Origin of the sequence: Brevundimonas mediterranea (assembly GCF_014196125.1) — a bacterium.
In the GTDB taxonomy this organism is placed as follows: domain Bacteria; phylum Pseudomonadota; class Alphaproteobacteria; order Caulobacterales; family Caulobacteraceae; genus Brevundimonas; species Brevundimonas mediterranea.
Window position 1 is genome coordinate 1,068,573 of record NZ_JACIDA010000001.1, and the last position, 26,278, is coordinate 1,094,850.

Annotated in this window: 24 protein-coding genes; 8 read left to right on the forward strand and 16 right to left on the reverse strand. The window is 67.3% G+C overall.

What is annotated here, in order from left to right; genetic code table 11:
- Window position 1: 1 nt before the first annotated feature.
- The 4 genes from GGR11_RS05430 to GGR11_RS05445 form a co-directional block, all read right to left on the reverse strand.
- Window positions 2-1,684 carry a class I SAM-dependent methyltransferase gene (locus tag GGR11_RS05430; RefSeq protein WP_183195729.1) on the reverse strand — a complete coding sequence of 561 codons (1,683 nt, stop codon included), beginning with the start codon at window positions 1,682-1,684 and terminating at the stop codon, window positions 2-4.
- Window positions 1,685-1,775: 91 nt separating this feature from the next.
- A complete protein-coding gene (gene clpA / locus GGR11_RS05435) occupies window positions 1,776-4,079 on the reverse strand; it encodes an ATP-dependent Clp protease ATP-binding subunit ClpA (RefSeq protein WP_183195730.1) in 2,304 nt (767 codons plus the stop codon).
- 13 nt (window positions 4,080-4,092) lie between these two features.
- Window positions 4,093-4,422 (reverse strand): ATP-dependent Clp protease adapter ClpS, encoded by a 330-nt coding sequence (gene clpS / locus GGR11_RS05440; RefSeq protein WP_035309618.1) that lies wholly within the window; start codon window positions 4,420-4,422, stop codon window positions 4,093-4,095.
- A gap of 170 nt (window positions 4,423-4,592) precedes the next feature.
- The gene (locus GGR11_RS05445; protein WP_183195731.1) at window positions 4,593-5,063 is read right to left on the reverse strand and encodes a phasin family protein; all 471 of its coding nucleotides are present in this window, start codon (window positions 5,061-5,063) and stop codon (window positions 4,593-4,595) included.
- A gap of 275 nt (window positions 5,064-5,338) precedes the next feature.
- Here GGR11_RS05445 and GGR11_RS05450 point away from each other — a divergent pair, with 275 nt between their 5' ends.
- The gene (locus GGR11_RS05450) at window positions 5,339-6,814 is read left to right on the forward strand and encodes a D-alanyl-D-alanine carboxypeptidase (RefSeq protein ID WP_183195732.1); all 1,476 of its coding nucleotides are present in this window, start codon (window positions 5,339-5,341) and stop codon (window positions 6,812-6,814) included.
- A 149-nt stretch (window positions 6,815-6,963) separates the two neighbouring features.
- Window positions 6,964-7,590: a TetR/AcrR family transcriptional regulator gene (locus GGR11_RS05455; protein WP_183195733.1), complete on the forward strand. Its 627-nt coding sequence runs from the start codon at window positions 6,964-6,966 to the stop codon at window positions 7,588-7,590.
- On the opposite strand, the gene GGR11_RS05460 is transcribed toward GGR11_RS05455, so the two are convergent.
- The 3 genes from GGR11_RS05460 to GGR11_RS05470 are packed head-to-tail and all read right to left on the reverse strand — an operon-like array spanning window position 7,587 to window position 10,507.
- Window positions 7,587-8,339 carry a prepilin peptidase gene (locus GGR11_RS05460; RefSeq protein WP_183195734.1) on the reverse strand — a complete coding sequence of 251 codons (753 nt, stop codon included), beginning with the start codon at window positions 8,337-8,339 and terminating at the stop codon, window positions 7,587-7,589. The genes GGR11_RS05455 and GGR11_RS05460 overlap by 4 nt on opposite strands.
- A 33-nt stretch (window positions 8,340-8,372) precedes the next feature.
- Window positions 8,373-10,241 carry a ferrous iron transporter B gene (gene feoB, locus GGR11_RS05465; protein WP_183195735.1) on the reverse strand — a complete coding sequence of 623 codons (1,869 nt, stop codon included), beginning with the start codon at window positions 10,239-10,241 and terminating at the stop codon, window positions 8,373-8,375.
- Window positions 10,241-10,507, reverse strand: a complete 267-nt coding sequence (locus GGR11_RS05470) for a FeoA family protein (protein ID WP_008258842.1) — start codon at window positions 10,505-10,507, stop codon at window positions 10,241-10,243. The genes feoB and GGR11_RS05470 overlap by 1 nt, the downstream gene beginning before the upstream one ends.
- A gap of 152 nt (window positions 10,508-10,659) precedes the next feature.
- Here GGR11_RS05470 and GGR11_RS05475 point away from each other — a divergent pair, with 152 nt between their 5' ends.
- The gene (locus GGR11_RS05475; protein ID WP_183195736.1) at window positions 10,660-11,178 is read left to right on the forward strand and encodes a c-type cytochrome; all 519 of its coding nucleotides are present in this window, start codon (window positions 10,660-10,662) and stop codon (window positions 11,176-11,178) included.
- Window positions 11,179-11,182: 4 nt separating this feature from the next.
- On the opposite strand, the gene GGR11_RS05480 is transcribed toward GGR11_RS05475, so the two are convergent.
- The 4 genes from GGR11_RS05480 to GGR11_RS05495 all read right to left on the reverse strand — a co-directional run bounded on the left by GGR11_RS05480 (window position 11,183) and on the right by GGR11_RS05495 (window position 17,154).
- Window positions 11,183-14,389: an efflux RND transporter permease subunit gene (locus tag GGR11_RS05480; RefSeq protein ID WP_221205180.1), complete on the reverse strand. Its 3,207-nt coding sequence runs from the start codon at window positions 14,387-14,389 to the stop codon at window positions 11,183-11,185.
- Window positions 14,389-15,489: an efflux RND transporter periplasmic adaptor subunit gene (locus tag GGR11_RS05485; protein ID WP_183195738.1), complete on the reverse strand. Its 1,101-nt coding sequence runs from the start codon at window positions 15,487-15,489 to the stop codon at window positions 14,389-14,391. The genes GGR11_RS05480 and GGR11_RS05485 overlap by 1 nt, the downstream gene beginning before the upstream one ends.
- 112 nt (window positions 15,490-15,601) lie before the next feature.
- Complete coding sequence (locus GGR11_RS05490; protein WP_183195739.1) at window positions 15,602-16,258, reverse strand: hypothetical protein; 657 nt, start codon at window positions 16,256-16,258, stop codon at window positions 15,602-15,604.
- A 131-nt stretch (window positions 16,259-16,389) separates the two neighbouring features.
- Complete coding sequence (locus GGR11_RS05495) at window positions 16,390-17,154, reverse strand: class II aldolase/adducin family protein (protein WP_008264051.1); 765 nt, start codon at window positions 17,152-17,154, stop codon at window positions 16,390-16,392.
- Between the two features lie 187 nt (window positions 17,155-17,341).
- Between GGR11_RS05495 and GGR11_RS05500 the strand changes: the two genes are divergently transcribed.
- The 3 genes from GGR11_RS05500 to GGR11_RS05510 all read left to right on the forward strand — a co-directional run bounded on the left by GGR11_RS05500 (window position 17,342) and on the right by GGR11_RS05510 (window position 19,829).
- Entirely contained in the window at window positions 17,342-18,472 is a 1,131-nt protein-coding gene (locus GGR11_RS05500; RefSeq protein WP_287929685.1) for a DUF2336 domain-containing protein, read from the forward strand.
- A gap of 32 nt (window positions 18,473-18,504) precedes the next feature.
- Window positions 18,505-19,284: an NAD kinase gene (locus GGR11_RS05505; protein WP_154725186.1), complete on the forward strand. Its 780-nt coding sequence runs from the start codon at window positions 18,505-18,507 to the stop codon at window positions 19,282-19,284.
- Between the two features lie 68 nt (window positions 19,285-19,352).
- Window positions 19,353-19,829: a hypothetical protein gene (locus GGR11_RS05510; RefSeq protein ID WP_008264077.1), complete on the forward strand. Its 477-nt coding sequence runs from the start codon at window positions 19,353-19,355 to the stop codon at window positions 19,827-19,829.
- Window positions 19,830-19,898: 69 nt separating this feature from the next.
- Here GGR11_RS05510 and spbR read toward each other — a convergent pair whose 3' ends face one another.
- Entirely contained in the window at window positions 19,899-21,041 is a 1,143-nt protein-coding gene (spbR, locus tag GGR11_RS05515) for a SpbR family protein (RefSeq protein ID WP_183195740.1), read from the reverse strand.
- A gap of 88 nt (window positions 21,042-21,129) precedes the next feature.
- Complete coding sequence (locus tag GGR11_RS05520; RefSeq protein WP_183195741.1) at window positions 21,130-21,927, reverse strand: transglycosylase SLT domain-containing protein; 798 nt, start codon at window positions 21,925-21,927, stop codon at window positions 21,130-21,132.
- Between the two features lie 178 nt (window positions 21,928-22,105).
- Here GGR11_RS05520 and GGR11_RS05525 point away from each other — a divergent pair, with 178 nt between their 5' ends.
- On the forward strand, window positions 22,106-22,840 hold the full coding sequence (locus GGR11_RS05525; protein WP_246331569.1) for a TonB family protein: 735 nt from the start codon (window positions 22,106-22,108) through the stop codon (window positions 22,838-22,840).
- Here the strand turns inward: GGR11_RS05525 and GGR11_RS05530 are convergent.
- The 3 genes from GGR11_RS05530 to purE form a co-directional block, all read right to left on the reverse strand.
- On the reverse strand, window positions 22,837-23,847 hold the full coding sequence (locus tag GGR11_RS05530; protein ID WP_246331571.1) for an NAD(P)/FAD-dependent oxidoreductase: 1,011 nt from the start codon (window positions 23,845-23,847) through the stop codon (window positions 22,837-22,839). The two genes, GGR11_RS05525 and GGR11_RS05530, sit on opposite strands and share 4 nt — an antisense overlap.
- Before the next feature lie 90 nt (window positions 23,848-23,937).
- Window positions 23,938-25,032 carry a 5-(carboxyamino)imidazole ribonucleotide synthase gene (locus GGR11_RS05535; protein WP_183195743.1) on the reverse strand — a complete coding sequence of 365 codons (1,095 nt, stop codon included), beginning with the start codon at window positions 25,030-25,032 and terminating at the stop codon, window positions 23,938-23,940.
- Complete coding sequence (gene purE / locus GGR11_RS05540; RefSeq protein WP_008263824.1) at window positions 25,033-25,524, reverse strand: 5-(carboxyamino)imidazole ribonucleotide mutase; 492 nt, start codon at window positions 25,522-25,524, stop codon at window positions 25,033-25,035. It abuts the gene before it with no gap.
- Window positions 25,525-25,705: 181 nt separating this feature from the next.
- Between purE and GGR11_RS05545 the strand changes: the two genes are divergently transcribed.
- Window positions 25,706-26,269 carry a diguanylate cyclase gene (locus GGR11_RS05545; RefSeq protein WP_183195744.1) on the forward strand — a complete coding sequence of 188 codons (564 nt, stop codon included), beginning with the start codon at window positions 25,706-25,708 and terminating at the stop codon, window positions 26,267-26,269.
- Window positions 26,270-26,278 lie beyond the last annotated feature (9 nt).

The following is a 26,278-nucleotide window of genomic DNA, read 5'->3' on the forward strand; positions in this document are numbered from 1 at the left end:
CTCAAACCGCCGGCTTCTGCGCCCAAAGGTGGTACATGCCGGCGAACAGGTCCGGTCGCCGCATTTCCACCCGATCCCACAGGCCGAGGTCTAGCGCATCAGCCGGCCCGAACGCCGCTGCAAACGCCGCCTTCGCCTGGGGCGACGCCTCGAGCCCGACCAGTCGAAGCCCGGCCCCCGCGATCAGGTCGCCCAGCTGGGGCGGCGTATAGCGATGCTCCTGCACATGGAAGACCAGGTCGCGACAGCCGCTGAGACTGTAGAAGTCGGCGCTCTGCTTCAACGCCGCCAAGGGCTCCCCGTCCGGCAGAGCCAGGACATGGGCGCGGAACGCCCGGATGTCCGCGTCGACCGGCGTCCAACCCATCTGCCGGATCAGGTCATGCGCCGCCTGCACCACCGCCCGCGCCCGCTCGCTGTAGAGCCCCAGCCGCACCACTCCGCCCGGTCGCAAGACGCCGGCCAACCTCGCCAGCCCGTCTTCGGGCCGCGCCATATGGTGGATCACCCCCGTGCTGGTGATGACGTCGAACGGTCCCTGAACCGGATCCAGCTTCAGGATGTCTCCCTGAACAAACCGGATCTGCGTCAGACCCAGGTCTTCGGCGACCCTCATGCCATGGGCCAGGCTGGCGCGGCTCAGGTCCATGGCGGTGATCGCCAGAGAGGGGTCGATCCGCGCCATGTCGATGGGCTCGAACCCCGTGCCGCACCCCGCGACCAGGACGGACTCCACACGGTCGCCACAGGTTTTGCGATCCAGTCCCGGCAGGACCGAAACGGCGTCACGAAGCGGCCGAGGTCTGGGCGCTGGCGGCGCCGACCAGCGCGGATAGGGGTTGGCTTCGTACTGATCCTTGACCGCTTCTGAAACCGCGTCTCCACCGTGGGGCGTGAAAGCGGGGACCGTCCGGGCCAGGTCCCGCTCACGCGCCGGCTCATCAATGGCGCGGCGGATCAGTTGAGCTTGGATCTCGCCTTCTCCCAGAGCCGCAGCCTCCGCTCGGCTGGGCCGCCGATACAGGATAGCCACCGTCCCTTCGGCGTCTTGTACCGGCGCGACATATTCGGACGCGAACCCGCTGAGCCCCAGGGCGGCGACCAAGAGCCCGATCGGAGCCTCCAGTCTGTCGCCCCGCTCCACCTGCATCTCCGCCACGGCCGTTCGCACGGCGTCGAGCCGCGCCTCCATGGCGGGGCTGACGTTCACACACCGCGACAGAAAGCCCAGCCACAGCGGATCGCGCCCCATGGCCGCCAGAGCCGCCGGCGTTCCGTCGAACCGGACCTGCTTCAACAACAGGGTTTCCGCAGTGACCCGCGCAAGGGACTGCGGGTCCACGACCGGCTCAGCCAGGCAAATCCGTAGATCGCGATCCAGCGCGGCATTCCAGGCGTTGGGTTTCAATCCCTCCAGCAGCCGAGCGAACGTCGGCGCGATCCGCCGCTGCAGCACGGTATCCCCGATCGAGATCGTCTGACTCAGCAGTTGGGCCGCCGTTCCTGTATCGCCGTGCTCGGCCAGGAACAGGCCCAGGCCCGCCAGTCCGGGCGCAAAATCCGGCCCGGCTTTCAGGCAGGCCTTGTAGGCCGCAAAGGCTCCGTGCAGGTCCCCGTCCGCCAGCCGCCCCTCCGCCTGGGCGAGCAAAGCCCGCGCCTCTTCAATCTGTTCAACCTGCCCCATCGGCCCAATATGCCGCCGCCGTGCGCTCCGCGCATGAAAAAAGGCCCGGACGTCTCCGCCCGGGCCTCCCATTGGCGTTGATCGGGCCCGATCAGGCCGTCTCTTCTTCCTCCGACTTCACCGCCACGCTACCGGCGCTCTTGATATCAAAGTCGATCTTGCCGTCCTTCAGCTGGACCTTCACATGCCCGCCGCGCGTCAGGCGCCCGAACAGGATGTCGTCGGCCAGCGGCTTCTTGATCGAGTCCTGGATGACCCGCGCCAGCGGACGCGCGCCGTACAGTTCGTCGAAGCCGTTCTTGGCCAGCCAGTCGGCCGCCTCGTCGGTCAGTTCGATGGTGATGTTCCGGTCCGCCAGCTGAGCTTCCAGCTGAAGGATGAACTTGGTCACCACCGAGCGGATCGTGTCGGCCTGCAGCGGCTTGAAGGCCACGATGGCGTCCAGGCGGTTGCGGAACTCCGGCGCGAACAGGCGCTGAATGGCCTTGTCGTCCTCGCCCTCGACCTTACCCCGGCCGAAGCCGATGGAGGCGCGGGCGTTGTCGGCGGCGCCGGCGTTGGTGGTCATGATCAGGATGACGTTCCTGAAATCGACCTTCTTGCCGACCGCATCGGTCAGCATGCCGTTGTCCATCACCTGCAGCAGGATGTTGTAGACATCCGGGTGCGCCTTTTCGATCTCGTCCAGCAGCACCACCGAATGCGGGTGCTGATCGACGGCGTCGGTCAGCAGACCGCCCTGGTCATGGCCGACATAGCCGGGAGGGGCCCCGATCAGGCGGCTGACGGTGTGGCGCTCCATATATTCCGACATGTCGAAGCGCTGCATCTCGATGCCGAGGGTCGAAGCCAGCTGCTTGGCGACCTCGGTCTTGCCCACGCCGGTCGGTCCGCTGAACAGGAAACTGCCGATCGGCTTGTCCGGGTCGCGCAGACCCGCCCGCGCCAGCTTCATCGCCGCCGACACCTGTTCGATGGCCTGTTCCTGGCCGAAGACGGCCCGTTTCAGATCGACTTCCAGCTCACGCAGGCTCTCGGTGTCGGACTTGGACACCGACTTGGCCGGGATCCGGGCCATCTTGGCGATGACGGTCTCGATTTCCTTCTGGCCGATGACCTTCTTGCGCTTGGATTCGACCACCAGCATCTGCGACGCCCCGGCCTCGTCGATCACGTCGATCGCCTTGTCCGGCAGTTTGCGGTCGGTCATGTAGCGGGCCGACAGATCCACCGCAGTGCGGATGGCGCTGTCGGTATAGCGGACCTTGTGGTGCTGCTCGTAATAGGTCTTCAGACCCTTCAGGATCTTCACCGTATCCTCGACCGTCGGCTCGTTGACGTCGATCTTCTGGAAGCGACGCACCAGGGCGCGGTCCTTCTCGAAGTGCTGGCGATATTCCTTGTAGGTCGTCGACCCCATGCAGCGCAGAGACCCCGAGGCCAGGGCCGGCTTCAGCAGGTTGGAGGCGTCCATGGCCCCGCCCGAGGTCGCGCCGGCGCCGATCACCGTGTGGATCTCGTCGATGAAGAGCACGGCGTTGTCGTGGCTCTCCAGCTCCTTGACCACTTGTTTCAGCCGCTCCTCGAAGTCGCCGCGATACCGGGTGCCGGCCAGCAGGGCGCCCATGTCCAGCGAATAGATGGTGGCGTCTTTCAGGACGTCGGGCACCTCGCCGTTGACGATCTTGCGGGCCAGGCCTTCGGCGATGGCGGTCTTGCCGACGCCGGGGTCGCCGACCAGCAGCGGGTTGTTCTTGGTGCGGCGGCACAAGATCTGGATCGAGCGTTCGACCTCGGCCTGGCGACCGATCAGCGGATCGACCTTGCCCTGGCGCGACTTCTCGTTGAGGTCGACGCAATAGGCCTGCAGCGCCTCGCCGCCGGATTTGACGGCCGATTGATCCTCCGCCTCTTCGGGCGAAGAGCCCTTGGCCGGGCGCGTTTCGCCGGCGCCCGCCTTCTTGGCGATGCCGTGGGCGATGAAGTTGACCGCGTCATACCGCGTCATGTCCTGCTCCTGCAGGAAATAGGCGGCGTGGCTCTCGCGCTCGGAGAAGATGGCGACCAGCACGTTTGCGCCGGACACTTCCTCGCGGCCGGATGACTGGACGTGGATCACGGCGCGCTGGATCACGCGCTGGAAACCAGCGGTCGGCTTGGCTTCCTCCCCGTCGGACGTGGCGAGGGCGGCGAGATCATTATCGACATAAAGCGTCAGGGCGGCCTTGAGCGCGCTCAGATCGACATTGCAGGCGCTCATGACCCCGGTCGCGTCGGGATCGTCGATCAGCGCGAGCAGCAGGTGCTCGAGCGTCGCATACTCGTGCCTGCGCGCATTGGCGTAGCCGACTGCGCGATGCAGGGTTTCTTCGAGAGGACGGGAAAATGAAGGCATAGGGAGGCTCCTCTCAGTCCTTTTCCATCGTGCATTGCAGAGGGTGCTGGTGGCGGCGCGCGGTCTCGATGACCTGCGCGACCTTGGTCTCGGCGACCTCGTAGGTGAAGACGCCGCACACGCCCACGCCATGCTGATGCACATGCAGCATGATGCGGGTGGCTTCTTCCCGGCTCTTCTGGAAGAACCGCTCCAGCACATAGACGACGAATTCCATCGGCGAATAATCGTCGTTCAGGATCAGCACTCGATAGAGCGAGGGCTTCTGAAGCTTCGGCTTTGTTTCGGTGACGGTGGCGGCGCCTGCGCCTCCCCCGTTTTCACCGGGCCTTTGTATGGGCATTCGTGTTCCGTAATCGGGGAGTCGTCTTCTCTATCAGATAGGGAATGATGGCCTGAATTGAAGCGGCGTCCAGTCACAGGTTTCGTGAAGCGCAAACCACGGCCCCAGAACGAAAAAAGCCCCGGGGCGAACCCCGGGGCCTTTCGAATCCGTTCAGGATCGCCGCAAAATCAGCGGGCGGCCTGGAAGGTCTCGACCGAGGCGGTGACGCGCTCGTTGATGGGCTTGAGGCTGTCCTTGACCGTTGCGGTGACGATCTCGTTCGTCCGGGTCATTTCAGACATATAGCGTTCCATGGACTTCTTGGCCCAGCTAGTCTGAAGCTCGAAGAACTCCTGCACCGAACGGGCGGTCGACAGTTCCTTGCTGGCGGCGACGCCGTCTTCCCAGGCGGTCTTGGCGAAGCCGAGCGCCTGTTGCGACAGGGCTTCGGCGCCCTTCTGGGCGACCGTGGCCGACTCGACCATGGCGTCGAGGTTCTTCTTGCTGTGAGCGTTCAGTTCGCCCAGCGAAGCCACCGACTTCTCGATGCCTTCACGGAAGGCGTTGGCGCCGGCGGCCTGAAACTCGGCGGCTTGAGCCTTCGCCTTGGCGGCGGTTTGTTCGACGGTCTTCTTCACGGTTTCGGCGCTGTCAGCCATGATCGTGTCTCCAGATGAAGGAAGAGGGGGAAATAGGCACGGCGAAATCGAGGCGCGAGACGAACCCCGCCTGCGCTTGTTATGCTGCAAGTGCGAAGACGATTCAAGGTTTTTGTGCGCTGCAGCATATGAACGGTGATAACCTGGTTCGACGCTTCAAATTCTCGTTGACGGCCGGTTAACCACCACGAAACCCCCTTTTCCTATGCTAGTCGTTTAGTCGCGTCGGCCGGGGGGCCTGTCGCACCCTAGCTCACCGAGGGTCGTAACCGCCCATGATCGCTTTTTTCCGTCGTGGTCTTTTCGCCGTTCTCGCGCTTTCGCTCGTCCTTGGGGCGAACGTCAGGCCGATCGAGGCCCAGTCGCAGGAAAACAGTCGTTACGCCGCCATCGTCATCGACGCTGCGTCGGGCGAGGTGCTGTTCTCGCGTCATGCCGACAGCCGCCGATATCCGGCGTCCCTGACCAAGATGATGACGCTGTATCTGGCGTTCGAGGCCCTGTCACAGGGCAAGGTCCGGGCCGACGACATCCTCACGATTTCGCCCTATGCGGCGTCGCGTCCGCCGTCCAAACTGGGCCTTGCTGCGGGCCAGACCATCACTCTGGACGACGCCATGCGCGCCACCGCCGTGCGGTCCGCCAACGACATGGCCGTGGCCATCGCCGAGCATATCGGCGGCTCAGAGACCCGGTTCGCCAGCCAGATGACGGCCAAGGCGCAACAGTTGGGCATGACCCAGACGCGCTATTTCACCGCCAATGGCCTGCCCGACGCACGCCAAACGACCTCGGCGCACGACCAGGCGATCCTGGCGCGCGCCATCATGCGGGATTTTCCCCAGTATTATAGCTACTTCGGCTTGCATGATTGGGCCTATAACGGTCGCAACTATCGCAACACCAACGGCCTGCTGCCGACCGGAAACGGCTACGACGGCATGAAGACCGGCTACACCAACGCCTCGGGCTATAATCTGGCGGCCTCGGCGGTGCGCGACGGTCGTCGGTTGATCACCGTCGTCCTGGGCGGTCGATCCAGCGCCAGCCGCAACGCCCACGTCGCCGAACTGATGGACACCGGCTTCGAGGTCGAGCGTCGTCGGAGCCAGGGCGAAAACATCCAGATCGCCCAGACCTTCTTCGAACAGCGCGGCTTCGGCGTCGGCGGCGAGTCCCTGTCGCCCAGCGCGCCCGTCGCCTACGCCTCCATCGGCAATGACGAAGACGATATCGGAGCCGAGTCCAGCGCCGTCGCCTATACGGCGGCTCCGGCGCCCGCCGCTCTGCCGACGCGGATCACGCCCTCCCCTTCGGAACGCAGCGCCGCCGCCACTCAGCGCGCCGCAGCCCCGGCTCAAGTCCAACCCGCCGTCCCGACCCGCCGCGCGCCCGCCAATGTCACCGCCTCTCTGAACGGCGCGCCGTCCGGGGCCGCCGTCGCGCCCTCGACCACGCCGCGCCGCGCCGCGCCGCCGCCCGCCCGCGAACCGGCTCGCGCCGCCGCTCGCCCGTCCGGCCGCTGGGCGGTGCAGGTCGGCGCCTTCCGCGACGAGAAGGTCGCGACCGACTGGCTGGCCGAGGTCAATCGCCGTTTCCGCGCCCAGTTCGCCAGCGCCGAGCGTAATGTTCAGACGGCCGGCGACTGGTACCGTTCACGCTTCACAGGCCTGACCGAAGACACCGCCAAGGCCGCCTGCGACGCCTTGTCGGAACGTCGCGTCACCTGCATGGTCATCCGTCCCGACTGAAAAGCGGCTGAATCGCCTTCGGCGCTGGTCTTTCCGGCGAGGTTCAAATACCCTGAACTGTCTGAGAACGACGTTCTTTTCCCTTATCTGAGCGGATGTCGCGGATCATATCCGCGAACGACTCCGTTCAGTTTCCGACCATCGAGGACATGGCCGACACGACCAACAAGCTGGGGCACAAGATCGGCGCACGGGGAGGTCGCACGCGCCAGGCGATCCTCGACGCGACCCGCGCCCTGCTGAACGAGCGGCACTATGGCGAAATCCGCGTGGCGGACCTCGCCTCGGTCGCCGGGGTGTCGCCTTCCAACTTCTACACCTATTTCAAGACGGTCGAAGAGCCGGTCCTGGCCCTGTGCGAGGCGGCGGCGACCGATTTTCAGGGACTGGCCGCCCATTTCCAGGCGGATTGGCCGGGCGACAAGGCCTTCGCCATCGGCCGGGCCTTCATACTGGACGTCATGGCCATCTGGCGCGATCACGGTCAGGTGCTGCGGGTCGAGCACATGCTGGCCGACAACGGCGAGGCCGCCTTCGTCGAGAGCCGGGTGCGTCGCCTGCGTCGCCTGCACCTGGCGATCGAACGCCGCGTCGCCCAGGCCCATGCTGCGGGCTTGCACCCGAAGGACTACAGCCCCCGCCTGGCCTCGTACCAGATCGCCTCCATCGCCGAATCGACCGCCGCCAGCTTCGACCTGTTGCGCCGCGCCGATACGCCTGAAGCCATTCTCGACACGGCGGCCATCATCATCGTCAAGTTGACGACCGGGCGTTAGAGCCCGAGCGGCCCGTATAGCCAGGTCAGCCAGATACCGACGGCCAAGAAGACGCCGAACGGCAGTTTCTGCGTCGCGCTGACCGAGCGGCGCACCACCAGCATGCCGAACACCAGGCTGAGACCGACCGCCGAGGCCCACAACAGCACGCTGGGCAGGCCGATCCACCCGACCCAGGCCCCCGCGCCCGCGAACAGGAAGGGGTCGCCCCCGCCCAGGCCGTCGCGCTTGCGGATCGCCTTGTACAGCCAGCCGACCAGCCAAAGACCGCCAAAGCCGACCGCCGCCCCGATCAGGTGCGTCAGAACTGAATCCCGGTCGATCAGAGCCGCAGCGATCAGGCCTGTCGCCGCCAGCGGCCAGGTCAGAACGTCGGGCAGCCAGAAATTCTCGGCGTCTATGATGGCGATCAACAGCAGTTGCCAGCCCAGGAGCGCGGTCGCGGCGACCATCAGCCACGACGCCCCGCTGAAGCCCGCCCAGACGCCGATCAGGGCGGCCCCCAGCTCGATCAGCGGATAGCGCGGCGAGATGGCCGCATCGCACCGCGCGCACCGCGCACGCAGAACAAACCAGCTGAACAGGGGAACCAACTCCCACGGCCGCAGGGTCTGGTCACAGCCCATGCAGCGCGACCGCGCGGCCACGATATCCTCGTCGCGCGGCAGGCGCACGCTGACCGCCGCCAGGAAGCTGCCGATGATCAGGCCCAGCAGGCCCAGGACGACGGCGGCGACGGCAGGGCTCATCTCAAGGTCCGGTTGGTGGAGAACCGGCCCCGCTTAGCCGCCTCCGAGCGCAACCGCCACATGATAGGTCACGAAGGAGGCCAGATAGGCCAGACCGAACATGTAGCCGATCATGATCCAGGTCCATTTCCACGAGTTGGTCTCGCGCTTCACCACGCCCAGGGTCGCCACGCACTGGGGCGCGAAGATATACCAGGCTAGGAAGGACAATGCCGTCGCCAGCGACCATTGCGCCGACAGTGTGGAGGCCAGAAGACCGGTCGCATTCTCGGCGTCCGCGATGGCGTAGGTCGTGCCCAGGGCGGCCACCGCCACCTCGCGCGCCGCCATGCCGGGGATCAGGGCCACGACCATCTGCCAGTTGAAGCCGATAGGGGCGAAGATCGGCTCCAGCGCGCGGCCGATCATGCCCGCGAACGAATAGTCGATGCCCGGCATCGTCGCGTTTTCGGGCGGATAGGGGAAGGTCGCCAGAACCCACAGGATGATCACCAGCGGCAGGATGATACGGCCGGCGCGGTTGATGAAGATCTTGGCGCGAATCCACAGGTTGAAGACGACGCTCTTGAAGTCCGGCACCTTGTAGGTCGGCAGTTCCATCATGAAGGGCTCGACCGCCCCGCGCCAGAAGACCTTGCGGATCACCAGCGACACCAGCAGGGCGCTGACGATGCCGGCGGCGTAGAGACCGAACATCACCAGGCCTTGCAGATTGACGAAGCCCCAGACGGTCTCGTTGGGAATGAAGGCGGCGATGATCAGCGTATAGACCGGAATCCGCGCCGAACAGGTCATCAGCGGCGCGACCAGGATGGTGGTCAGGCGGTCGCGCTTCGAATCGATCACCCGCGCCGCCATGATGCCGGGAATGGCGCAGGCGAAACTGGACAACAGCGGGATGAAGGCCCGGCCGTGCAGCCCCGCCCCGCCCATGATCTTGTCCATCAGGAAGGCGGCGCGCGCCATATAGCCGAAGTCTTCCAGGGCGATGATGAACAGGAACAGGATCAGGATCTGCGGCAGGAAGACCAGGACGCTGCCGACGCCTGAAATGATCCCATCGACAATCAGACTTTGCAGCAGGCCGTCGGGAAGCAGCGCCGCCACCCCGGCGCCCAACCATCCGACAATCCCCTCGATCCCATCCATCAGGGGCGCGGCCCAGCTGAACACGGCCTGGAACATGGCGAACAGGATGACCATCAGAATGACCATCCCGCCCAGCGGATGCAGCAGGACGTCGTCGATCCGCCCCGTCAGGGTGTCCGGCCGCTCGGGCGGACGCACGCAGGCCTTCATGATCCGTTCGGCCTCACGGGCGGCGGTGCGCAGCTCGGTCGCGTCGGGACTGCGCCAGTGGTTCTCGCTGGCGGCGGCCACATCCACCTGGGTCTCGACGGCGGCGATCAGGTCGTCGATGCCGCGCTTGCGCGTCGCCACCGTGGTGATGATCGGCACGCCCAGTTCGGCGCCCAGTTTTTCCAGATCAATCCGCAGCCCCTGACGCTGGGCGATGTCGTACATGTTCAACGCCAGGACCATGGGCCGGCCGACGGCCTTCAGTTCCAGGACCAGGCGCAGGATCAGGCGCAGGTTGGTGGCGTCGGCCACGCAGACCAGCACATCAGGCGGGACTTCGCCGGCCAGACGGCCCAGGACCGCGTCGCGGGTGACTTCCTCGTCCGGACTGCGGGCGCGCAGCGAATAGGTGCCGGGCAGGTCCAGCACCGACATGGTCCGGCCGGAGGCGGTGCGGATCAGCCCCTCCTTGCGCTCTACCGTAACGCCGGCGTAGTTGGCGACCTTCTGGTGGGCGCCGGTCAGGGCGTTGAACAGGGCCGTCTTGCCGCTGTTGGGATTGCCGACCAGGGCGACGCGGGCGGTCTTCAGGGCCATGTCCATCAGGCGGCGTCCAGCCGGATGGTCAGGCTGGCGGCCTCGTGGCGGCGCAGGGCCACGCGCATGTCGTCCACCTTGATCGCGATGGGATCGCGACCGAACAGGCCTTCATGCAGCAGTTCGACGTGGGCGCCCTCGACGAAGCCCAGTTCAAGCAGTCGGCGTTCAAGTTCCACCGCCTCGCCTTGATGATGACAATGGGCGCCCACCTGAGTGATGACGCCTTGATCGCCGCGTCGGGCCTGGCTCAGCTTTATGGTATCGGTCAAATCTAGGCTCGCACCGGCGGATGCCGCCCCCCGGCGACTCCGCGTTTCTTTGACACTGATTATCAGGTGCGTGCCCCATCCGTCCAGCAGGACAGCTTGACCAATTGCCGCGCCACGCGTTTCCCCTATGTGGCGCGAAACTGGAGCCCTTGATGAGCCGTCTCACCCCCCTCGCCGTCCCCTTGATTCTGGCCCTTGCCGCCTGCGGTCAGGGCAATGCCCCGAACAAGGCGGGCGACGACGGCCGACCGGCGGCCAAGCCGGCGCGCGTCGCGACGGATGCGGAAAAGGCCAGCCTGCGGGCCGCCCTGCCCGCCCCCTACAACGCCGGGGATCTAGCCAATGGTCGTCGCGTCTTCGCTCGCTGTCGTTCGTGCCACACCATCGGCCAGGACGGGCCGGATCTGGCGGGACCGAATCTGTACGGCGTGTTCGGGCGCAAGGCGGGAGATCGCCCGCGGTTCAACTATTCCAACGTCATGCGCACGGCGGAATTCACATGGGACGCCGAAAAGCTGGACCACTGGCTGCAGAATCCGAAGACCTTCCTGCCGGGCAACAAGATGAACTATCCCGGCCTACCCGACGCGACGGACCGCCGGGACGTCATCGCCTTCCTGAAGGTGGAGACGGGGTACACGCCCCAGACGCCGGCGGCGCCCGCCTCCTGATCCTTCAGCCTTCCTCGATAGGCTTGGGTCCGCCCTCGCGCATCTCCTGGGCCTCCCACTCCTCGATCTTGCGGGCGGTCCATTCCGGCGACTTGGTGAAGCGCGCCAGGACGCCATAGATCACAGGCACGACGAACAGGGTCAGGACGGTGGCGAAGATGGCGCCCGTGAAGATCACCACGCCGATGGTCTGACGGCTGCCGGCGCCCGCCCCCTGCCATAGCACCAGCGGCAGGGCGCCGAAGGCGGTGGCGATGGAGGTCATGATGATCGGCCGCAGGCGAAGCGACGACGACTCAATGATCGCCTCGCGGATCGACCGCCCCTGGTCGCGCAACTGGTTGGCGAACTCCACGATCAGGATGCCGTTCTTGGCCGCCACCCCGATCAGGATGATCAGGCCAATCTGGCTGTAGATGTTCAGGCTGGACCCGGCCATCAGCAGGCCGAACAGACCGCCCGCCGCCGCCAGCGGCACCGTCAGCATGATGACCGCCGGGGTGATCCAGCTCTCGAACTGGGCCGCCAGCACCAGGAAGACCAGCAACAGCGCCAGGCCGAAGGCCGCCAGCACCGCGCCGCCCGCCTCCTGCTGATCGCGCGCGGCGCCGCCCCACTGGGTGATCACCCCGCCCGTCGGTTGTCTGGCCGCCTCGGCGCTGAGGAACTGGATCGCATCGTCGATGGTCATGCCGGGGTTCAGATCGGCCTGAAGCGAGATGGCCCGCTGGCGATCCAGGCGCCGGCGATCCGGCGTGTCGCCCGAGGTCTTGGTCGTCACCACCGCCGACAGAGGCACCAGTTGGCCCGCGCCGGTCGCGACATAAAGCGCTTCCAGATCCGCCACTTCGCGGCGGTTGTCCCGGTCGGTCTGCAGGATGACGTCATACTCCTGACCGCCCTTGATATAGGTGGTGGCGGTGCGCGACCCGAACATGGTCTCCAGCGTCCGCCCGATGGACTGGGACGAGACGCCGAGCGCCGCGGCCTTCTGCGGATCGACATCGACCAGAAGGCGCGGCGAATTGGGTTCGTAGTTCAGGCGCGGACGCGAGAAACCGGGATTGGCCTGGGCCGCCGCCAGCAGGGGCTGAAGCCAGTTGTAGATCTGCTGGTAATCGGTCCCGGTGGCGATCAGTTCAACCGAGTTGGAGTTGCCGCCCCCCCGCTGGAAGGCGCCGGGGGTCGAGGCGTTGACCTGGGCGTCCGTCTGGCCGCGCAGCTTGCCGTTCAGCTCCTGGGCGATCTCGGCGGCGGTGCGGTCCCGCTTGGACCAGTCGGACAGGACCAGGACGCCGTTGCCCGAGTTGAAGCTGCCGCCGCCGAAGCCGGGCGCCGAAACCAGATAGGAATCCGCCTCGCCGCTGTTCTTGTATTCGGCCAGCAGGGGTTCCAGCCCCATCATGATCTTGCGGGTATAGTCGAAGCCCGCGCCCTCAGGTCCGGCGACACGCACCGAGACCCGGCCTCGATCTTCATCCGGCACCAGCTCATTGGGCAGGACCAGGAAGATGCCCCCGGCTCCGGCCGCCACCAGGACGATCAGGGCCCCGACGCCGATGACGGCGATCCGCTTGCCCAGCAGCATGTCCAGCGACCGGCCATAGGAGGTCTTCAGTCGGTCCATGCCCCAGTCGACCCGGCGCGCGACCCAGCCGCCGCCATGCGCCGGCTTCAGGATCTTGGACGCCAGCATCGGCGACAGGCTCAGCGCCAGGAAGGCCGAGAACGCCACCGCCGCCGCGATGGCGGCTGCAAGCTCGACGAACAGCCGTCCGACATAGCCCGGCAGGAACAGCAGGGGCGCGAACACCGACAACAGGACGATGGTCGTGGCCACGACAGCGAAGAAGACCTGGCGCGCGCCCCGTTCGGCCGCGACCAGCGGCGGCTCGCCATGGTCCAGACGACGCTGGATGTTCTCGACCACCACGATGGCGTCATCGACGACCAGGCCAATGGCCAGAACCAGGGCCAGCAGGGTCAGCAGGTTCAGCGAGAAGCCGAGGGGCGCCAGGACGATGAAGGTCGCCAGCAGACAGATGGGCGCCACGATGGACGGGATCAGGGCGGCGCGCAGACTGCCCAGGAAGATGAAGTTGACCAGGGCCACCAGGGCCATGGAGATGCCGATGGTGATCCAGACCTCGTCGATGGCGTGTGAGGTGAAGACGGAGTTGTCCGACCCGATCTCCAGCGTCACGCCCGGCGGCAGGCTGGGCCGGATCTCGTCGATCATCTTGTGGACGCCGTCCGAGATGGCCAGGTCGTTCGACTGGGCCTGGCGGGTCACCGCCAAACCGATCTGGTCCATGCTGTTGCCGCGGAACAGACGACGCGGCTCCTCGGGCGCCTCCTCGACCCGGGCGATGTCGCCCAGGCGGGTCACATAGGTCGGCTGGCCCTGGATGATGGCGGAAGAGCCGCTGCCCGCGCCGGTCGCCACGGCGGCCGAGGCGGAGGCGGACCCCCGCGTGCCGATGGGCAGTTGGCGGAAATCATCAGGCCGGGCGTAGGTGCGGGCCACCCGGACGGTATAGTCCTTGTCAGTCGATTCCAGCGAGCCGGCGGGCAGTTCCACGTTCTGACTGGTCAGGGCCGTCTCGACGTCGTTGACCGTCAACCCGCGCGCGGCCATGGCGGCGGAATCCAGCCAGATGCGCATCGAATAGCGTTGCTCGCCATAGATGTTGACCTGGGCCACGCCCGGCACCGTCGCCATCCGATCCACCAGATAGCGGTCAGCGTAGTCGGTCAGCTGCAGCCGGTTCATCGTCGTCGAGCGCAGGAAGACGATGATGATGGGCTGGCTGTCGGAATCCGCCTTGGCCACTTCCGGCGGGTCGGCCTGATCCGGCAGGCGGCCCACGACGCGGCTGACCCGGTCGCGCACGTCATTGGCGGCGTCGTCGATATTGCGGTCCAGCGAGAACTCGATGTTCACGTTCGACCGGCCGTCGCGGCTGGTCGAGTTGATGCGTTCGACGCCCTGGATGCCGGCGATCTGCTGCTCGATGGGCTCAGTGATCCGGCTCTCGATCACCTCGGCCGAGGCGCCGGCGTAGCTGGTGTTGACCGAGACGATGGGCGGATCGACGTCCGGCAGTTCGCGCACGGGCAGGAAGAAGAAGGCGGCGGCCCCGATCACGCACAGGACGATGGCGGCGACCGCCGCGAAGACAGGACGCCGGACCGAGACATCGGAAAGCATCATCGGGCGGCGGCCCGCTGGCCTTGGGCGCGAGGAACGCTGACGGGCGCCCCCGGCTGGATCCGGTTCAGGCCCGAGCCGACGATCCGGTCGCCGACGTCAACGCCCGAAAGGATCTCGACGAAGCCGTTCTCGACGGCGCCGGCCACGATCTCGACCCGCTGGGCGGTCGAGCCCTCGGCCCCGGCGGCGATGCGATAGACGAAGGCGCCCGCCCCTTCGTACTGGACGGCGGATTCGGGCGCGGCCGGCGCCTGGCGCTGCCCCTGCTGGACCACGACGCGCAGCAGCATGCCGGGGCGGATACGACCGCCGGGATTGGGAAACTGGGCGCGGGCCGTGGCGGCGCGGGTGGTCTCGTTCACGCGCGTGTCGATCAGGGCGATCCGCCCCTGGAACGGCGTTTCGCCATAGGCGTCGGCCGTCGCCGTGATCGGCGCTCCGGCTTTCAGCACATCCAGATACCGCTCAGGCAGAGGGAAGTCGACGCGGATGGTCGATGTGTCGTCCAGGGTCGCGATGACGGCGCCCGGATTGATCAGCGTGCCCGGCGTCACCGTGGTCAGGCCCAGGGTCCCGGCGAAGGGCGCACGAATGACCCGGTCGCCGCGACGCGCCTGCGCCGCCTGCAACGAGGCGCGCGCCGTCTCCAGCGCCGTCTCAGCCTGTTCAAGCAGCACCTGAGGGGCGACCCCCCGATCCGCCAGGGCCTTGTAGCGGTCATACTCGCGTTGGGCCTGGGCGACGTTGGCGCGGGCTTCGATGATGTCCGCGTCCTCTTCTCGGGCCTGCAGTTCGACCAGGGGCGCGCCTGCCGACACAGTCTGGCCGTCGGTGAACAGAACGCGGGTGATCAGTTCAGTGGTGGACGAGGTGATGTTGACCGATCGCTGTCCCCGCGCCACGCCCAGGACGCGGATCTGGTCCGAAAACGACCGCTGGGACACCGTGGCTTCGGACACCTGCTGGCCTCCGCGCCTTCCCCCGCCTGGCGGGCCGCCCGCATCATCGTCTGCGAAAGCGACTTTCAGCACAGCGGCAAGCACCATCAGCCCCAGCAGAACCGCTGCGGCGATCAGGAAGAAGTGGCGTTTTATCACGCAACGGTCTTTCAATTCAGAGGACGCGCACGCTTAGCGGCTTCTCTCCGCCATGCGCAACATTACCTATTGGTAACGTCGCCTACGCTGAAATCCGTCGCAGGGATTACGTTCAAAACCTGCGCCAGATCGCCACAACCGGTCCACGGGCTATGGCCGTCTCCCGACCCGCGACCGTCTGGCGCCAACCGGCCTGGATGCTCCAGCCGCCCATGTCGCGCACCACGCACGCCTCAAGGGACAACCAGCGTGCGCCGCCGTCCGCCGCGCCGCCGAAAGCCTGGCCCATCACCAGCCACTGGCCCCCGATACGCCCGCCCAGCGTAGCGTCCACACGGGTTTCATCAGGCAGACCGTCGCGCAGCCGGCGAGCGACCTGCAGTTCGACGAAGGACTGATCCATGCCCCACCGGGCCCCGGCCCCGCCGAACGATCGACCCGCTGAAGCCCGCGCCTCCCAGTCGTATTCGCCGACGCCCGGCGAGGCGTAGCCTGCGTTGCGCCCCTCGCCTGCTTGAGCGTATCCGCCATAGAGACTGACGGCATTGTGATCGTCGCGCCAGACCTGCCAGGTCGCCCCGATCTCGACCGGCCCGCGCCCTTCATAGTCGACGAAGGCGTCTTCCCCCCGCTGCCAATCGACCCTCAGTTGAAGGGTCAGACGATCTGTCAGCCCGTATTCGGCGAACAGACCCAGCGTCGTGTCGGTGCGGTCAGCCTCCAGCGGCTGCTCTTCGCCTGAGGGATCGAAGCCCGTTTCGGCGCGCATGTCGTCGTATTTGACGATCGCCTGTCCCCGGCCCCTGGGCTGGGTCCAGGCCCCGGCGAAGGCCTCCTCGGCCAGAAGACCTCCGCACAGGCCGACGACGGCCGCCAGGGCGCCGAACGCCCCGCCGCACCTCAGGCGTCGTAGCCGGGCGACTTCCGATCCAGCTGACGCAGGGCGCCCGGCCAGGCCAGGGACGAAACGAAGCTGATGCCTCGCCCCTGTTCCCTGGTTTCGGACTGGGCTTGGTCCGGCGCAATCAGCACGTGTTCGCGGCCGCCCGACAGGGCGGCCACCTGCTGCGCGCAGGCCCTCTCGAGGAAGAATATCCCGATCCATGCCTGCGCCGCCGTCTCCCCGACCGCCAGAGTGCCGTGATTTCTCAGCAGCATCAGTGACTTGTCCCCGAGGTCGGCCACCAGACGTTCGCGTTCGTCAAGGTTCAGGGCCAATCCCTCATACCCATGATACGCAACCTGATGCTGTAGTAAACACGCGTTCTGACTGATAGGCAGCAATCCATGCTGCTGGGCGGCCACTCCGACCCCGTTGACCGTATGCAGGTGGATGACGAATTTCGCATCCTCGCGCGCCGCATGGACCGCCGAATGGATGGTGAAGCCGGCCGGATTGATGAAGTCGGTCGTCTCCTGAACGACGTTCCCCTCCAGATCGACCTTCACCAGCGAGGAGGCGGTGATCTCGTCGAAATAATAGCCGTAGGGATTGATCAGGAAATGATGCTCGGGGCCGGGCACGCGGGCCGAGATGTGGGTGAAGATCATGTCGTCCCACCCGTTCAGCGCCACAAGGCGATAAAGGGCGGCCAGATTGACACGCACCTGCCATTCGGCCTCGGACACGCGGGATTTCAATGCGGGATGGGCGCCGTCGGCCATGGGTTCCTCCTGTATGGCAGGGCCTCTGCTGGGCTTTGCTTCAGCGTCTCCCTCCGTCCTCGATCCGTCAAGCGGCTGAAGGCCCAGTCCGCAGGGGGTTAACCGTCACGTTTCAGATTCCGTTAACCGCGTCTTCACGCCGCAGACCCATGATGATCGCGAGAGTTTGCTGCGTCCGGGAGTCGCCGTGTCCGCTGTCGTTCAACTGAGGACCTCGTCCAGAACGGACAGAGATCTGTCGCCGCAGGATCTTGTCGATCTAGCTCGCAGCAAGGCTCCAGACGATCGTCACCGCCTGTTGATGGGCGTCATCGCCCTGTGTGAAAGCGCCGCGCCCGCCACGCCCTTGCCGATCGCGCTCGGCGAGATCTTCCTGACCTTGGCCGCCCAGGCCGAGCACGAGATTCGCAGGCAGCTGTCCGAACGCCTGGCTCACGCCGACTGGGCCCCGCCGGCGCTGATCGATATGCTGGCGCTGGACGAAATCGACATCGCCGCCCCGGTCATCGCGGCCAGCCCCCTGCTGAAGGACGCCGCCCTGATCCGCGTCCTGGTCGAGACCACGCTGGAACACCAGATCGCCGTGGCCCGCCGCCCCAATCTGTCGGGCGGCGTCGTGGACGCCATTCTGGACCGCGCGGATCCTGTCACCATGACCGCCCTGGCCTCCAACCGCAGCGCCGAGATTGGCGAGGCCGCCATGCAACGCCTGGTCGAACACTCCCGCCGTATCGCCGGACTGCGCGCGCCCCTGGCGCGCCATCCCAGGCTCAGCGAGTCCCTGGCGCAGGAACTGTACCAATGGGTCGGCCAGGCCCTGCGCCAGTCGATCGGCGAACGTTTCCAGATCGACGATCGGCTGTTGAACGCCGCCGTGCGGGAAGCGTCCGCAAAGGCGTCACGCATCCCGGTCTGGCGCCCCTTGCCGAACGGCCGCAACGCCGAGGATCGCGAACGCCAGGAAATGGAGCGTCGCCTGGTCGACAAGCTGCAGGCGGCCGGCCAACTGCGTCCCGGCATCCTCATCCGCGCCCTGCGCGAGCAGCGATACGGTTTGTTCGAACAGGCTCTGGGCCAGTTGGGCGGATTCAGCCCCGCCCAGGTCCGGGCCGCGATTCACTCGTCGACCGCAGAACCCCTTTATCTGGCGTGCACCGCAGTGGGCCTGGACAGGGCGGTTTTCGCCTCCGTCCTGGCCGAACTGCGCAAGCTGACCGATGGCCTGCCCGGCGACGGCGGCTGGTCCGCCACGCCTATGAACAGTCATTCCGCAGCCCGCGCCTTCCGCCAGATGATGGAAAGATTCGCGACCGTTTGACTTCGGCGCCAAGCTGAGGCTCACGTTCGCGCGTGAACCCGACTCCGCCCGTCCCCGCCCTGGCCTTCACCGCCAGCGACCGCCCCGAGGCCCAGGCGGCGCGCCAGGGTCTGATCGCGCGCTACGGCGCCGTCCCGGAAGAAGAGGCCGACGTCATCGTCGCCCTGGGCGGCGACGGACAGATGCTGGAGACCCTGCACGCCAACCTGCGTCGTCGCACCCCGGTGTACGGCATGAACCGCGGTTCGGTCGGGTTTCTGATGAACGACTATGACGAGGACGATCTGATCGCTCGCGTGGTCGCCGCTGAACGCACTGTGATCCACCCGCTGCAGATGGACGCCTGGACCGAGAGCGGCGAGGTCCATACGGGTCTGGCCATCAACGAGGTCTCCCTGCTTCGCCAGACCCGCCAGAGCGCCAAGCTGAAGATCACGGTCGATGACCGGGTGCGGCTGGAAGAGCTGTCGTGCGACGGATGCCTGGTGGCGACCCCGGCCGGATCCACCGCCTATAATCTGTCGGCCCACGGCCCAATCATTCCTCTGGACGCCCGTATTCTGGCACTGACCCCGATCAGCGCCTTCCGTCCCCGTCGCTGGCGCGGCGCCCTGCTGTCCCACGGCGCCAAGGTGCGGTTCGACGTGCTGGAGCCGGACAAGCGGCCGGTCTCCGCCACGGCCGACAATTTCGAAGTTCGGCGCGTGGCGCGGGTCGAGGTGCGTGAACGCCGCGACGTCGCCCTGACCATGCTGTTTGACGCAGGCCGGTCGTTCGACGAGCGGGTCATGGCCGAGCAGTTCGCCAACTGACGACCGCCCCTATACCCCTTCTTAAGGGCGCGCGGATAAGCTTCGCCGAAATTTCTATGGAGTCTCCCATGAGCGACCCGGCGCACGTCATTCGCCCCACGCCCCCCCTTCGCACGAAGGTCGGCGGCGGTTTCGGCATCAACGCCGACGCCATCGCACGGGCGGAGGAAGCGCTGAAGGCCATGTCCGCCCAGTTCGGACAGTGGCTGAACGACGAGATCGTCAAGCTGGACAAGGCCCAGGCCGACGTCCGTGAACAGGGCTTGAACGCAGAGACCGCCGAGGCCCTGTACTTCCGCGCCCATGACCTGAAGGGGCTGGGAACGACGTATGAATACCCGCTGGTGACTCGTATCGCCGGTTCGCTTTGCCGCCTGCTGGACGACGCCGGCGCCCGCCAGAACGCACCCCTGATCATTATCGACGCCCATATCGACGCCATCCGCGCCGTGGTTCGCGACCAGGTGAAGACCGACGAAAACCCGACCGGCCGCATCCTGGCTGAATCCCTGGAAGCCAAGGTCGCCGAACACAAGGCGCGCTGAGCTTCAGCCCTCTCCAAAAATGAAAAGGCCCGCCGTCAGGCGGGCCTTTTCTTTGCTGTACCCCAGGACTCAAGCGGCGGTGGCGGCGATCCTTGCGGGGCGGACGGGCGCCTGGTCCAGCCGCTCCATCAGATAGGCCAGGTCGTCGCGGAGGACGTTCGGCCTCTGGGTCAGGAACCGTTCCAACATGCGCTGGCGGAAGACCTCGCTCGCCGTATCCACCCCCTCGGCCGACAGGGCGCGCCAGGTGTCGACCCCCGCGCGGAAGGCTTGGAACAGCCGTGGCGGCAGGCCGGCCCGATCGTAGATCGCCTTGAGCCCTAGCGGCCCCGCATCGTGGATCATGAGCCAGGCCCGATGATGCGGCGTATTGGCCAGTTCAGCCAGACCGTGCTCGAACATCGCCATCTGTCCCCGCGCCAGTCCACGCAGCAGCAGCGAGGCGTTCAACGCCTTGCGCAGGTTCAACTGCGCCATGAAGGCGCCCAGGTCCGCGCTGCTCGCGGCCTGATCCACCAGGTCCACCGTGGCTCGCTCACGTGCATACTGGGCCAGGCGAATGGCGGTCTCGGGCGCCATCGCATGCCGCGAGACCAGATGTTCGCGCACCGTCTCGCTGGCCAGTTCGATCAGGCGCTCGGTGATATGCAGCGGCAGCACCTGGCGATAGGCGACGGATGTCACCACCTCGGCCGAGTCCGGAAAACGATCGACGATCGCCCCCAGGGCGCGTTCCGACAGGTCTGCGTTGTCATTGGCCGCCAGGGCTCTGACCGCCTGTTCACAGCCTTCGTCCGCCAGCGCCTGGGCCACGTCGCGCGACACGCGCGGTCGACCGGCGACGGCGACCTGACGCAAGGCCGCGCCCCCGCGCACGATCTCGATCAGGTCTTCGTCGCTGAAGGCCGGCGAAGCGCCGATGATCGGCAGGGCGATGCTGTCCACGTCCGCCGCCAGCCGGCGGGCGATGTCATTGGGGATCAGGTCCGATGCCTTCAGCGTCACGGCCATGGCCCGACGCACCAGTTCGGCCGCGTCATTGGCCAACAGCCGCACGATCTTCTGCGCCGCCTGCCGGTCCCGGTCATCCAGATCGGCGCGATCCATATTGCGGCACAGCTTGTGCGCCGCCTCCGCGCGTTCATCGTCATCGGCCGCCTTCACCAGGCGCTGGATGTCCATTTCGGTCAGTCGGGCGCGGTGGGCGGTCATGGACGGCTCGTCAGGGAATCGGGCGTGTCCGATATCATGAGACTGCCATGCTTAACGGCCGGTTTACTATGGAGAGACCGGGCGGCGGTCAGGTCGTTTCCCCGCCGTTCGGCGAAAAGGCGCCGCCGAACCCGCTTCCGCTCGATCCGTCCTGGCCCAGAAGCAGGGCCAGGATGCCCTGATCCTGCTTCAGCCGATCCATCCGCGCCGCCAGAACCTGGTCGCCGCCACTCAATTCGGGGGTTGGGAACCGCACATCCCCTGCCCCGGCCGCCGGCGCGCCGTCGCCCGCCGAGCGTTGAAGATTGGCATGGACTTCGGACACCGTGGCCGCCCGCCCGTTCTTGTAGAAGATGCTGCGGTTGGCCCGGGCCGCATCGGGGAACAGGGCGACGGCGCTGGCGCCCGGATTGCGGTCCAGGGCGTTCATCAGACTTGCCGCGCCCGCCGGACCCAGGAAGTGGGCGGCGTACAGATCTCCGGCTCCCGGCTCCTTGCCGGTGCGGCCACGCAGATAGGCCGCGTTGGACGCCGTCAGCTCCGCCGCCATGACCGAGGCGGCGTGCGGATCAAATCTCAGGTCCAGCACCACATTGCGCGCCGATCCCTCGACCCGCCAGCGTCCGTCAGATCCCCGGTGGATCAGATCGGCGTACTGGCCGTAGCCGTGCTGGGCGCCATGCTGTTTGACCGTCCCCAGCCAGGTCTGTTCAATGAACTGGAACAGGCCTGCCGCCGACGAGGTGGGCGCCTTGGCCGACGGGTTCATGGCGCTCTCGCGCCGCGCCGTCTTGACCAGGAAGTCGTAATCGACTCCCACGGCGGTCGAGGCGCGCTGAATGGCCGCCTCTACCCCGCCGGAAGATGGAATCGCTCTGACGCCCATGACAAGCGGAGGGTCGTCGAACGTGGTTAATCAACCGTTAATCGTTAACGACAGCGTTAACAGCCGACCCATGATCGACGTTTGTCGAACCGCATATCTTCGCCGCAAAGCCGCCACAACCTGAGCGCTCACTTTCTGTTACGGGCGCTGCGGGGGCGGTGAACGAGGGAGTGCAGTCATGATGATCCGTGCCGCCGGGGGTCCCGGCGCCGTCAGCCCCATCGACTTCGGGGAACGCAAAAAACCACTGCCGCGCTGGATGTGGGCGGCCATCGGCCTGTCGGTCCTGGCCCATGTCGGCGCCGGCGTGGTGCTCTATAACCAGCGGTTCCAGTTGAAGGCGCCCGACGTCGCTCCGCCGGCGCCGCCGCCGACCATCGTCACCCTGGACCTGCCGCGTCCGAAACCCCTGCCGAAGGTCGAGGCCAAGGCGCCGCCCGCGCCGCAAAATCCGACCCACAAGCCGCCGGTGGTCTTCCCGACGACGGAGCCCTCGCCCTTCGCCGCGCCGGACGTCCCTGTCGTCGACACGACCCCGGGTCTGGTCGTCAGCACGGCCCCAACCGGCGTCCAAGGCGGCACGGCGACGACGGAAACGCCGATCCGCGCCGTCTCGGTCATCAACAACCCGACCTGGGCCAGCCGTCCGTCGGCGGCGCAGATGGCGCGGGCCTATCCGACGCGCGCGGCCGAGAATGGCCTGTCAGGCTCCGCGAGCCTCTCTTGCGTCGTGCGCATCGACGGCGGCCTGACCGCCTGCCGCGTCGCTGGCGAAACCCCGAACGGCCAGGGCTTCGGCCGGGCGGCCATGAGCCTGACGCGGGACTTCCGCATGAACCCCCGCACGGTTGACGGCCGCGCGGTGGACGGGGCGACGGTCAACTTCACCGTCCGTTTCGCGATGGCGGACTAGAACCGTCGAGGATCGAGGGCGCGGGCTGCGGGCGACGGCGCCCGCCCCTCGATCGCATCGGCCACGACGGCCCCGACCATCGGCGCCAGCAGCCAGCCGTTGCGACGCGGCGCCAAGGCCAGAAACAGACCTGCGCCGTCCGGCGCCGGGCCCGCCATCGGCAACCCGTCCGGCGAGGCCCCGCGCACCCCGGCGCGCCATTCGATGTCCAGCGGTTCGGGCGGGCGCCCCAGCACCCGCCAGGCCGCCTCAAGCAGGCGTTCGCCGACAGCCGCGTCGGGCACGGTGTCGCGGCGTCCCGGCTCCATCGTCGCGCCTATGACCGCTCCGCCGGTCATAGGCGCGACATAGGCCCCCGGCCCGCGCAAGGCGTGGGACGCCAGATCCGCCTTGGCCACCCCGATCTGCCCCCGGATCGGCTGGACGTTCTCGACCAAGGTCCGCGTCGCCTCCGGCGAACCCGGAATCGCGTCGCCGACTCCTGTCGCCAGCACGACGGCCGAGGCCGCCAGCGTCTGATCGTCCAGTTCGATGGTCCAGCCGTCGGACTGGGCGGTCAACCGGATCACACGCCCCTGGATGATCCCGTCGCCCAGCGCGTCGCGTAGGGCCGCCATCGCCTGTTCCGGTTGGATCTGACCGTCCTCGTCCGTGATCACCCGATCACCGTCGCGGCGGGCTTCGAAACCCAGGGTCTTCAGCCGCGCCGCCATGGCGTCCACGTCTCCGCCGCGCCATTCGGCCGGACGCCGCGCGAAGGCCACGCCGGACGCCTGGGCGAAGGCGGGCCACAGATCGCGTCCCGCACGCAGAAGCGCCGCCCGGTCCGGCGAGACATCGTCGATCGCCGCCTCCATGGCCGGCGCCACCATGCCCGCCGCCACCCGCGAGGCGTTGGGTCCGCCGGGGTCGACCACAGTCACCCTATGGCCGCGTCGCGTCAGCTCGAAGGCCGTACTCAGGCCCAGCACGCCGGCGCCGATGATCACTATGGCAGGGGAAGACATCACCATGTCCAGATCGACCCGCGACGCCCGGAATGCAAGCCGCCCCGCCCGGACCTTTCGTCCTAGCTGCGGCGCTTCGCCCGCATTGTTTCAGACTGCGCCCAGCACGCGGTTCACATGGGCCATCTTGCGGCCGGGACGGGCCTCGGCCTTGCCGTACAGGTGCAGCCGCTCGTCCAACTTGCCGGCCAGGGCGCGCCACTGCTCGACCTCGTCGCCCAGCAGGTTCTTCATCTCGACGCGGGCGTGAGCCGACGTCGGCCCCAGAGGCCATCCGGCCACCGCGCGGATATGTTGTTCGAACTGGTCGCAGACGCAGCCGTCCTGGGTCCAGTGGCCGGTGTTGTGGACGCGCGGCGCAATCTCGTTGACCAGCAGCACGTCGTCGCCGCCCGCAACCGGAATATCGAACAGTTCGACCCCCAGAACCCCGACATAGTCCAGCCCGTCCAGGATGGCTTCGGCGATGGCGCGGGCGCGGACCTGGGTCTTCTCGTCCACTGTGGCCGGCGCCAGGGTGGTGCGCAGCACCCCGCCCTCGTGCCGGTTCTCGCCCAGCGGATAGACCGCCATATGGCCGTCCCAGTCGCGGGCGGCGATCACCGACAGTTCGCGCACGAAGCTCGCCCTGGCCTCCAGAATGGCCGGGCGGCCGCCCAGGCTTTCCAGCGCGGCGGGGGCCTCCTCCAGAGTGCGGATCCAGACCTGGCCCTTGCCGTCATAGCCTTCGCGGCGAGTCTTCAGCAGGGCGGGCAGACCCAGGGTCGTCAGGCCGAGGATCAGATCATCCAGCGTATCGACCACAGCGAACTCGACTGTCGGAGCGCCGACGGCGTTCAGGAAGGTCTTTTCCTCCACCCGGTCCTGCGACACGCGCAGGGCGGTCGGTCCGGGCGCGACCAGGGCGCCGGCCTCGGCCAGGCGTTCGATGGAGGCGGCGGGCACGTTCTCGAACTCGAAAGTCACGACGTCGGCGGCCCGGCCCAGGGCCGTCAGGGCCTCGGGGTCGTCATAGGCGGCGACGATCTGGGCGGTGGAGACCCGGCCCGCCGGGCTGTCGGGTTCCGGATCCAGGATGACCACGTCAAAACCCAGGCGCGCGGCGGCCTGGCTGAGCATCCGGCCCAGTTGGCCGCCGCCGAGAATGCCGAGGGTCGAACCGGGGGGGAGCGGAAGCGTGGGCACTCAGTCCTCGACGGTTTCGGCGACGGAATCCGTCAGGGCGGCGCGGAAGGCGGCCAGACGCGCCGCCAGGGCTTCGTCCGACAGCGCCAAGATCTGAGCGGCCAGAATGCCGGCGTTGGCGGCGCCCGCCTCGCCGATCGCCAGGGTGGCGACCGGAACCCCGGCGGGCATCTGTACGATGGACAACAGGCTATCCATGCCCTTCAGGGCCTTGGACTGGACCGGCACGCCCAGCACCGGCAGCTCGGTCATCGAGGCGGCCATGCCCGGCAGGTGGGCGGCGCCCCCGGCCCCGGCGATGATGACCTTGAAACCCGCCGCCTTGGCGCCGGTCGAAAACTCGACGAGGCGTTGGGGAGTGCGGTGCGCGCTGACGACCTTGGCCGTCCAGGCGACGCCCAACTGATCCAGTTTGTCGGCGGCCAGCTTCATCGTCGGCCAGTCCGAACGACTGCCCATGATGATCGCCACCGGCGTTGCGGAAGTCGCCATATCTTCAAGGCCCCTCGCGGAAAGGCCGCCCGTTACAGCACGCGGCGGACGCCCGCAACCGAAACAGCCCGTGTTTACGGCGGGTTTCGCTACGGCTCCGCCTTCAATCTCGGCCGTTCAGCCTCTAACATCGGTTTATCGCGCGTCCGGTTGAGTCGCGCCGCCGGAGCCAGCCTGCGCCGTGACCGACGTGGCCGAACACGACCTGACCGCCGAGATCGCGCGCCTGCGCGCCGAGTTGGACGCCTGGAAACAGCGCGCCGCTGCGGCCGAGGCGGCGGCCGACCACGACGTCCTGACCCCGGCCCTGAACCGCCGCGGCTTCGTCGCCGCCCTGCAGCGGACCATGGCCTATTGCCAGCGCCACGGCGTGCCGGCGGTGCTGCTTTATCTGGATATGGACGGGTTCAAGGGGGTCAACGACCGGATGGGCCACGCCGCGGGCGACGCCGCCTTGGTGGCCGTGGCGCGGATGCTGCTGGGGCACCTGCGCGAATCGGACGCCGTGGGTCGGCTGGGCGGTGACGAGTTCGCCTTGCTGATGCTGAACGCCGGCGTCGAGGAAGGCCGGGCCAAGGCGCGCCAGCTGGCCGAGGCGCTGAAGACCGAGGGCTTCGTCTGGAACGGCCAGCAGACGCCGCTGGGCGGCTCGTTCGGCGTGCGCGCCTGGGACGGCCACACCGACCCCGAAATCTGGCTGACCGAGGCGGACGCCGCCATGTGGGTGCGCAAGAAGGGGCGCTGAGGCCCCTTC